Here is a 409-nt window from a genome sequence, read left to right as displayed (position 1 = left end):
AATCCATAAAGCAGACAAGAGGACATTATGAAAAACGTAAAAACAGCAATCTTATTTATAGCAGCGATATCAGTATTGATATTTACTCGCGAAGCAGAGGCACAATCTGTGATCATTATGGCCGACAACGGACAAGTTGTTGATTGCACGGAAGGCAGCCCGCCAATAAGCGACGGAGTCAACAATATAAACACGATCACTGAGGCAGATTATCCATACCTGAAAAATGTAGAATGCCTGAGAAATGGCTACTTCTCCGATTACCGGAATCTGAATTTGAAACTCAGAGACGTAAATCGCGGCCATAACGATCGTTTTGTGCTGGAAGGTTCAGGGGCTACAATCGATGTTAAAGCCACCTATGACGAGGAGGGGAATCTTGTTGAGTCGACGTTGATCAAGAAAGATA

The 409-nt window shown here is 42.8% G+C and carries 1 protein-coding gene; it reads left to right on the top strand.

The window, feature by feature from the left end:
• Positions 1–27: 27 nt before the first annotated feature.
• Positions 28–409: hypothetical protein (locus L6773_RS21360; RefSeq protein WP_237856711.1), on the top strand; the 382-nt coding region annotated here is incomplete at its 3' end.

This window comes from Rhodohalobacter sulfatireducens (genome assembly GCF_022012475.1).
GTDB lineage: Bacteria > Bacteroidota > Rhodothermia > Balneolales > Balneolaceae > Rhodohalobacter > Rhodohalobacter sulfatireducens.
The sequence above is the reverse complement of the archived record's forward strand: the minus strand, read 5'-3'. Positions and strand labels throughout refer to the sequence as shown.